This window comes from Streptomyces cucumeris (genome assembly GCF_024295805.1).
Taxonomy (GTDB): Bacteria; Actinomycetota; Actinomycetes; order Streptomycetales; family Streptomycetaceae; genus Streptomyces; species Streptomyces cucumeris.
This window is the reverse complement of sequence record NZ_JANCLX010000040.1, coordinates 62,861-72,852: the sequence shown is the minus strand read 5'-3', so window position 1 is coordinate 72,852 and position 9,992 is coordinate 62,861. Positions and strand designations below refer to the sequence as shown.

Genomic DNA, 9,992 nt, shown 5'->3' with positions numbered 1-9,992 from the left:
CTGGTCGTCGGGTGTGGTGTTGCGTGAGGTGAAGGACGCGCGGGGGCGTGTGGTGGGGCGGGCGTCGTTCGGTGCGCGGGACTGGGAGCGGCGTAAGGATTCGTATCGGGGTCTGTCGGAGGTGGGGGAGTACACCGATTGGCGGCGTGACGGCGAGGGTCGTTTGTCGGGTGTGCAGCGTGGGTTGCCGGGTGCGGGGGAGCGGGGGAGGTTCTTCTTCGCTGCGCATGGTGATGCGGATGGCTTGGAGTTGGTGAGGGATGACGGGGGTGTGGAGCGGGTCGGTCGTGGGGAGGCGGTGGAGCGTTTCGCGCCGGAGTTGGTGGCGCAGGGGTTCACGAGTATCACTTTGGCGGCGTGTGGGGAGGGGTTGTCTGGGGCTGAGGATGTGGCGTTGCAGGCTGCTGCGGACCGTACGGGTCTGACGGTGTATGTGCCTGATCGTGGGTTCGCTGCTTCGTCTGGTGAGGGTGGTGAGTCCGGTGGTGTGCATCTGCGGGAGAGTGCGGCGGGTGATGCCCGGGGTTGGCGGGTGTACCGTCCGGCTTCCGCGGCTTCGGAGCCTGCGCCGCGGGCGGGTGCGGTGCGCTCGACGGCGCCATCAGCCCCGCCGGGGGACGAACACTGGAACGCGCCCCCTTCAGCTCAGGACGACGGCGGTTCCCCTCCGCCGCGGTTCGGCGCCTTCTACGCCGACGCCAAGTGGAAGGAGCTGAGCAGAGGGTACGAGCGGGCGCTCGGGCGGGTGCTGGCCGAGGACCCGGAAGTGATCATGGAGGCACGGCGAGCGGTCAAGAGCCTTTATGAGCTGCTGACCACGTACTACAGGCCCGGAGAAGTGGCGGCGACGTTCCTTCCCCGGGCGAAGGACCCGCGGCGGGCGATGGACCGCTTGCTGGATCCCAGGAGCCGGGCCACCTTGCGGGAGCTGGTGAACGCCTTCACGCACGGCGCCAGCGGTCCCGGGGCCACGCTGATCCAGCTGTGGACGGATCAACCCCGGTTGAACGCGCGGGGCCTGCAGGGGCCCGGGCATGTGCTGCCGCACAGCCCGGCCGTGCTGGAGGAGATGCACGACCGGCTTGGCCTCCCGGTGGGACCGGGCACAGCCGAGGACGTCGAGTGGCTGCTCACGGTCCATCAGTTCCTGAACGTGCCCAATGGCGAGGTGCTTCGGTTCCGGGAGGCCCTGCTGGGCTGGATCCTGCCCAATGAGCACGATCACACACTGGTGGAGATCCTGCTGGCCTCACGCCGGGCCGGGGTGCGCGACGAGACCGAGCCCGACACGATGGTCGAGGCTTCCCGCCTCTACGCATGGGTGGACGCGTCCCTCCAGCCGGTCGATCGGGAGGGCGGGGATGACAGCGCCCTGCAACTGCCTCATGAGCGGATGTACCTCGCGCGAGCGGACTGGTTCACCTCGAAGGTCACCGGAGACGACCGTGTCCAGGAGATCAGGGATCTGATCGAGCCGGGTGGATACCTCGGCGGCACCGACCTGAGCGGTCCGGGGGTGGCGGCGCGACGGGAGCGGCGCGAGGCCCTCCGCGCGTGGATACAGCGCCATCGCTCGCTCGGGCTGCTGGGCGGGAACGTCAAGGAGGGACACGCGGCGGCGCTGCAGTTGGCCAGTGGGGTCGATGTGCGGCTGCTCGACGAGAAGTTCCTGGCCGGTCCGGACGCGCCCGATCAGCTGGAGGTCAAGGCCGAGCTGTGGGAGAAGGCGCGCTCCCTGGTGGCGCAGGCGTTCGAGGGCGGCGCGCTGATGGAGTCCTTGCCGCTGCTGTTCCTGCGGGACAAGCGGTTCCGCCATCTGGCGCAGCGCGCCGAGAGGCTCCTCGGCGATCCCGGGGCCGAGGACACACTGGCGGATCTTCGCGGCCGTCTCGCGGAGCGGTCCGTCGAGCTGGTGGACGGGCTTCATGGTGAGCTGCGGGCGCACGCGGAGATGGCGGCTGAGGCGGCGGCACTGCTGCCGCCGGTCAGCGGACCGGTGTGGTGGGCGTCGTGGGAGTCCGCGCCGCAGCACGGTGGCGGTGAGCGGCGAACACTGAGCGTGCCGAGACTGCACCATGCGACGACGCGTCGGGAGACGGCCCTCTCCTCCTTGCTGGAGCCGGATGCCGCGAAGGGGGGAGCGTACCCGGTGCTGTGGGAGGTGGTGGACTCCACCGGCCGGGATGTCTCCCCACTGGCCCGCAGGCCCGCCGAGCGCACCGTGCTGTACCCCTCGGCGACGGTGCTGCGGGAGATTCGCCGTGAGCTCCGTCTCGACGGGGCGACCGGCAGGCGGTATATGCACAGGACCTTGGAGGAGGTCGTGCAGCCGCTGGCGCAGGAGTGGGACCGCGAGATCGTCACCCGGCAGCTGCGCACCCTCGACGGCAGCTGGTTCGGCGTGGCCTCCATCGACCTGCCGTTCTGGCTGAACGAGAAGGACAAGTACCCTCGCCTGCACGAAGCTCGGCAGTACCTCGTCGGTGAGGAGTCGGAAGATCTCCGGCCCCTGCCCTGGTCGGTCAAGAGTGCGGGCGTCTGGGCGTCGCACGCCAACGGCAAGACCTTCAGAGCCATGACGCGGTACGGCGCGAAGGTGGTGGACGGCACACAGGTCGGCCGTTACATCCGGCAAGTGATGGAGAGCCAGGGAATCGCCGCCCACGTTCGTGTGCTGATGATCGCGTGCAGCGCGGGCGTCGAGGGGTCGGCTGCTCCCTCTCAGCAAGTGGCCACTTGGAGCAGGCGTGCCACTCTCGCCGCCCCGGACACGCTCTTCATCTCGCCGACAACGGCCGAACCCGGGATCAACCAGCCCCACGGAAAGCCGGAGCCGACGTGGCGGGAGGCCGAGCCGCAGGATCCGAGCGCTCTCGCCGCGGAGAGGGCCCGTGCGGCTCTTATGGACCCGGCCGGCCGGGCCTTCCGGTTCAGCGGCTCGTATGCCGACCCCGAATGGGAGCGCCTGGCGGTCGCCTACGAGAGGCACCTGGGAAGGACGCTGGCCGCGGATCCGGCGGTGACGGAGACCGCCCGGGAAGCCGTCAGGTCCCTGTATCACCACTTCACCCAGCGCCTCGGCCGTGCTGGGGCCGCCCAGGCGTTCTTTCCGCACCAGGCGCCGGACGCCGCCGATCGGAAGTTGAGCCGCCTTCGGGATCCGGACTCCGGGAAGACGCTGCACGACCTCATGCGGGCCCTGTGGATCGCTATCGCCTCCGCATATCCGCCCCCGTCCGCCCAGCCGCCGGCGGACAAGAACAGTGCCTGGTACCGCGAAATCCACCAAACCCGTGGCTTCCCGCTGATCACAGGTCATGCCGCCCATACGACACATCTGTTCAGTGCCTACCGCTCCGAGACCGGAGCGTCGAAGGAGGAGATGCTGCGTCTGCGCGAGGCCATACTCGCCTGGTGCCTGCCCACTTACACCCGCTCGCTCTTCGAAATCATCGAGGCCTCCCACGAGGCTGACTCTCGCGTCTTCGACTCCGACGTGGAACTGCGGGATGACGCGGCCCATACGTACAGCGCGTTCGCCACGCTTCTCGCACCGCGGGAGCACCGGGATCCCGGTGCTTTCATGGAGACGCTCTACCTCCCGCATCACGCGCTGTACCACCAGTTCACCGGGCGGTTCACCGAACTGGCCACCGGGGTCGCTATCAGCGGGATCTGGAATGCGCTGAGCGGGGTGGCGGTCTCCCCCGGCCCGGACGGAAACGCGCGGCATACGGCCCTGGAGCGCTGGCGGCAGCGGCATGGTGGTTCCGTACCGGACATCCTCCGGGAGGGGGACGTCCTGCCCCTGTATCTCCTCTCGGGCCCGGACGCGGCGCTCGTCAACGCGCGCTTCACCGATCCGCTCCACCCGGACGGGGCAGAGTTGCTGCGACAGGAGGCGGAGTCCATCGTCCGGCGCGCGGTCCAAGCACGGAAGTTCGACTTCCCGCTGCTGCTTCTGCGGGATCAGGGGTTCGCCGATGCCCTCACCAGGATCCAGTCGCTCCCTGATGGGAAGAGGCGGGAAGAAGCCCTGCGGAGCCTGCTGCGGCTGACCGACCAGCTTGCCGCCGCACTGGCGGCGGAGATTCCCCTGCATCTGGGGATGGCGGGTGACGCCCTGATGGCGTTGCCGCCGGTGAACGCACCGGTGTGGTGGAGCACATGGGTCGCGGGTGATCTCACCGAGGGACTGCCGGGTGAGCTGCACGCGGTCACCGTGCCGGAGTTCCATATGGCAAGGCGAACCGAAGATGCTGTGCTCACCGGCGTGATCGGGCAGAACGCCGGGTCGGACGGCCGGTACCCGGTTCTGTTCGAGGTGGCCGGGTCCACGGCTCGGGACATCGCTCCCTTCTCCCGGGACCCGGAGCGGCAGGAGGTGCGGTATCCAGCGGCGACGGTTTTCCGCGTGCGGCGACAGGGCATCCGGCAGGACGCGCGGACCCGGCTGCGTTACCTCTACGTCCAGTTGGAGGAGACCGAGCCCGTAGCCCAGATCCGCCGACGTGCCATCGCCCTGCCGTCGTCCACCGCCGCCCCGCAGACGCCGGGTGGCGCGCAGTCCGCACCGTTGGTGCCGGTCCCAGGAGACCGGGGCGCCTGGTGGAACTCACGGGCTGTGCTGCAGGAGATCACGCATAGCGGTCGGCGGGTCGGCTGGGCGTCGTTCACCCAGAGCGACTGGAACCGACGCCGCGAGGTCTACCGCCAGCTGCCGACGGTGAAGCACTACGTGGAGTGGCGGCTGGACTCGACGGGGCGTCCCACGGGGATGGCGTTCCCGTTGCCCTTCCGCAACGCCCGGATCTGGACTTCGCACAGCGCTCCTGGGGGGCGCAACCTCCTGATGGCGCAGCCCGGGGGAGGGGCGCGGGCCGGTGACGCGCGCGAGATGGGCCAGTACGTCACCATGCTGGACCTGACCGGTGTCACCGACTTGATGATCCTGGCGTGCTCGGACAAGGGCACCGAGACGACGGCGTGGAAGCTGGCCGACGACACCGGCCTGTCCGTGTGGTATCCGGACGAGGCGGTCGCGGTCACCGTCTCCTCGGACGGTGCGACGCCCCTGGTGCACGTTCGGGAGCAGGCCGACGGCGGTCCCACTCCTTGGCTGGTGGCGCATCCTCACGGGAAGCGCCTGGCCCCGCACTGGCCGACTCAGCGGGTCGCAGTGCCCTTCAGCTACCCGTCGGAAGACGACTGGAACGCGCCCGCCCCGGCGCCGGCCGGGGGAGCGGAACTCGGCGGGAGGAGTCACCGGAAGATCACCGGGCCGCCGACGGCGGGCAGCTATGGACCGGACGGCAAGTTCGACAAGCGGTTCACGGGCACCGTGGCGGAGTTCCCCGCTGTCACCGGCGGGACTCGGTTCACGGTGTGGGGACAGGGGCAGGAGGACCCCGATCTGCACATGTTCGTGGCCGAGATACCGGGTCTCGGGCTGCGCGGTGAGTACAACCCCGACGGTCCGAAGGCCGGGAGGGTCAGCGACGACCGGGGGCGGCTGTACGGCGAAGGGCCTTCCTGGGACTGGTACCTTCCCGGGCGCGGGCTCGTCGCCTCCTCCCGTGCGTATCTGACGCGGCCGGTGAGCGATGACGAGGACGTCACGCCGATCGCCTGGCCGCCCTCGGGGCCGGTGAGCGCGACGCCGCCCGTCCCGCCGGAGTCCACCGCCGCCACCCTCGGACCGCTGGCAGGAGGTGTGCTTCCGGACGCGCTCTGGCGCGACCACGACACTCCGCTGTACAAGTTCAGCCGCAAGTCCCCGGAGCAGGTCTTCCGCGAGGGACTGAAGCCGCGCGGCGACGACATGGTTCATCTGCTCAACCATGTCTACAACAGCGAGCGCATGGCGACGACCGGCTACCTCAGCACGACCACCAACGTGGATTATGTGAGCGACTCGGTGCGGGCCGATCCCTCCGCGGCCCGGGCGCAGCACGCCCATTACCGCTGGCGGTACGACATCGAGGCCCCCGGTGGCATCGACGTCAACGCGACCCTGGGCCTCGCCTCGCCCTTCCCCGACCAGCAGGAAATCGCCTTCCCCGGCGGCGTGCACACCCGGTATGTGCGCGGGGCGCAGCCGATGGAGAACGGGCGGCCCGTCGGGGACTACGTGCACAACCCCTTCTTCGACCCGGACACGTCCTCGGCCGGGAGCGAGCAGGCATCCGAGCCGTCCCCGTCACCTTCCGCGCAGGTGTCGCAGGACTGGTCGTCGGGTGTGGTGTTGCGTGAGGTGAAGGACGCGCGGGGGCGTGTGGTGGGGCGGGCGTCGTTCGGTGCGCGGGACTGGGAGCGGCGTAAGGATTCGTATCGGGGTCTGTCGGAGGTGGGGGAGTACACCGATTGGCGGCGTGACGGCGAGGGTCGTTTGTCGGGTGTGCAGCGTGGGTTGCCGGGTGCGGGGGAGCGGGGGAGGTTCTTCTTCGCTGCGCATGGTGATGCGGATGGCTTGGAGTTGGTGAGGGATGACGGGGGTGTGGAGCGGGTCGGTCGTGGGGAGGCGGTGGAGCGTTTCGCGCCGGAGTTGGTGGCGCAGGGGTTCACGAGTATCACTTTGGCGGCGTGTGGGGAGGGGTTGTCTGGGGCTGAGGATGTGGCGTTGCAGGCTGCTGCGGACCGTACGGGTCTGACGGTGTATGTGCCTGATCGTGGGTTCGCTGCTTCGTCTGGTGAGGGTGGTGAGTCCGGTGGTGTGCATCTGCGGGAGAGTGCGGCGGGTGATGCCCGGGGTTGGCGGGTGTACCGTCCGGCTTCCGCGGCTTCGGAGCCTGCGCCGCGGCCGGGTGCGGTGCGCTCCACGGCGCCGCAGGCCCCGCCGGAAGACGAACACTGGAACGCGCCGACCTCCGAGGACCCCGCGGACCCCAAGCCCGCCAACGACCCCCTCGGTATCGACCAGCACCTGGACCGGCGCCGCCCGCCCCGCATCGACCGCGAACTGCCGCCCCCGGCACGGGAGCGGGAGCAGGCCCGGTTCACCGACGACAGCAGGATGCCCGCGCACCTCGACGGTATCCGGCACCTGCTCTCCGGCCTGCCCGAGGAAGTGCTCGCACGCTCCACCGCCTTCGGGGTCAGGGACTTCGCCCTGCGCGGCAGGGAACTGGTGTTGCGCGAGATCGCTCGCGAACTGCAGGCCCGGCCGGACACCCGATGGGGCAAGGGCGGCGTGAACTCGCCGTCCGCCAAGGCGCTCCTGGCCGATATCGACCGGGCGCTCCGCGAGGACCTCGGGGGGCTCAGCGGTGACGGCCGGGAGTTCACCTACACCGACGCCAAGGGCAGGGTCCGGGTGGTGCACCTCGCGGTGCGGCACTACGGGCACTGGGAGCGCTTCACCGATCCGGCCGAGCAACCGCGGAGCATCGGGATGAAGACGCGCGGCCAGCGCCACACCGGCGGTGACCAGTCCCACAGCACCACCTACGCGTTCAACCCGCTGGCACCCCTGTGGCCCCTGACCAAGCCGTTCGGCGCCTTCGCCCGGCTCGGGCTGCGCTTCGCCCACAGCCGCGCGGTCGGCTACACCATGACCGGGAAGGTCATGGCCCGGACCGAGGCATCCCTCACCGGGGCCGCACACCCCAGCGTCGACGATGTCCACTACCAGCTCACCGTCACCGAAGCGGGTGGCACATCGGCGACCGAGGGAGCCGGCACCGCCCCGGTGGCCTTCGGCTTCGCCGTACGCGCCGGACTCCTGCTGCGGCTCGCGGACAGCGCGATGACCGAGTCGAAGGCGGGACGCATCCCCCCGCTCATCACCTATCGGGGCACACAGCAGCACCACCGGTTCGTCGTCACCGAGGACTTCGGCCCGGTGGCCCACATCCGGGACTGGGCCACCGGACAGATCGGGGCCCGTCCGGGCACCAGCGCCTACCGTCAACTCGACACGTTTTTCTCCTCGCAGAACTTCCGCCAGAACTCCCGGCTGCTGGGGGCCGGCACGATGACCACCCCGCCGCTGTTCGGCCAGGACAAGCAGGGCAAGCCGCTGGGTGTCTTCACGGTGCGCACGCTGCCCCGGCGGGCGGTCCTCATCGACGAGACGACGGCCGCCGCGCTCAAGGACACGGCCTGGCTGACCCTCGTGGGCGAACGTGGGCTGTCCATCACCGACGGGCAGGAGATCCAGACCACCGCGGGGCCGGTCTTCCAGTGGCTCGGCCTGGCGGGCACCCGCTTGAACCTGAGGTTCATCCTCGGCTTCGTCGGGCGGTACGGCCACCGGACCACTCGCGCCACCACGCTCGGCGGCGAGGGCGGCAACAAGGTGGAGGGCGCGGTGAAGGACTCCCCGACCGGCCTGTACCTCGTCGAGAAGACCGTCGTCGTCCGGCGCAGCGGCCGCAACCGCGACGCGGCCGGCAACCCCCGCTTCCCCGAGGCACGCTTCGTCACCTGGAGCCTGGACCAGATGCCGAGGGCCGAGGCACGTCGGCTGGCGGGCTGGGACGACGGCACCCGGACGCGTGTCCGCAGCGGTGCGCCCGAGCCCAAGGCGCCCGCGTATCTGACCCTCGACCACCCGCCCACCCTGGGGACCAGCAGGGCTGAGGAGTTCACCCACGACACCACCGACGGGGAGCCGGCCGAGAGCTGGCTCGAAATGCTGGCCGAGAAGGTCGTGGAGGAAGCCGCCCGTGCCTATCCGGGGCTCGTCGCCCCGTTGAGCGAACTCGACCCGGACAACTCCCGCTGGCGCGACGCGGACCACTTCGAGACGGTGCTCAACAACACCCTGGAGATCATCACCAAGGTCTCGCACCACAGCATGGCGTCCAACCTGGAAGGGCTGACCACCCAGGGCATCCGCGTCCGGCTGCGCGAATCCGCCCGCTTCAAGCGCGGCTACCGCTACCTGTGGATCGACGGCGAACTGACCGGCCGCCGGTACGAGGGCACCCAGAACGGACTGGCCGTCAAGTACTCCACCGCGGGCACCGAGAAGCTCGAGGGCGAACACGGGGTGGGCCACGATCAGTACGGCGGTGTGGAAGGCAGCTTCACCCTGCGCACCGTGAACGCCACCCCGCAGGGATTCTCCCGGCGCGGGGGTACCGCGTTCCTCGGCCTGAGCGGTGGGCGCGGCCGGGGGCAGGGCAGCCTGTTCGGGCCCAGCAATGCCACCGAGTCGGCGGTGGGCGGCACCCGGCCGCCGCACCTCTTCAGCTACCAGCTCACCGTCACCGTCAGCCGGGGCGGCTACTGGCGGCTGCCCGCCCTGATGCGCGGGATCGCCACGGCAGGAATCCTGGGCACCCAGCCCTTCGTCTTCCGTGAGAAGAACTCCCTCCTGATCGGCAACGCGGCCGACGGCTCCACGGTGGGCGGCGGCCCCGTCACCGGACGGGTGATCCTCAGTGTTCTCGATGAGCACATGCCGACGACCGACCCGCATACGGACGATGCGGACAACCCCTTCCGCGACTTCGGAAGCCGGATCACCACGGCGCCGATGGAGAGTTCGAAGGCGCTGGCTCTGGCGACATCTGCGCCCGGTGTCGACCTCAACCGTCAGCCGTTCGAGAACCACGCCCAGGTGACGGTCGGCCTCCTCGGCAGCGCCGCGCTGGTCCGGGCGGCCGAGGAATCCCTCACGTCCGCCTCGGGCGGCTCCTGGCACCTGACACAGCAAGGCGCGGCTCCGCACGACGCGGCACTGCTCGCCTTCCAGTCCCCGTATCTGACGGCCAATGCCGACCAGACCCTCGGCCTCTCGGGCTGGCGCGCCACCGAACTGTGGGCGAAGGGGCCGTATCTCAACCGGAGCGGTGTCCTCTTCCACCGGATCGCCGTGTCCGCTCTGTGGGCGATGACCCCGCCGGCGCCGATGTCGGCCACCCTGAAGATGGCCGGCGCCACCCTGACCGGGGGGAAGAACGCCGTCACCTACAACTTCGTGTTCGGCACACAGTTCTCGGTGTCCCAGCCGCAGAGCGGTAGTCGCGGTCCGCTGGGTTCCTATG

The 9,992-nt window shown here is 70.1% G+C and carries 1 protein-coding gene (cut by a window edge); it reads left to right on the top strand.

The genetic code is table 11. The annotated features are described in order from the left end of the window. The first annotated feature begins 583 nt into the window (after window positions 1–583). Window positions 584–9,992: the start of a scabin-related ADP-ribosyltransferase gene (locus NMK44_RS36525; protein WP_254751416.1), read on the top strand. Its footprint extends 21,578 nt past the window's final position; 9,409 of the gene's 30,987 nt are visible here — the first part of the coding sequence; it begins with the start codon at window positions 584–586; its stop codon lies beyond the right edge, outside the window.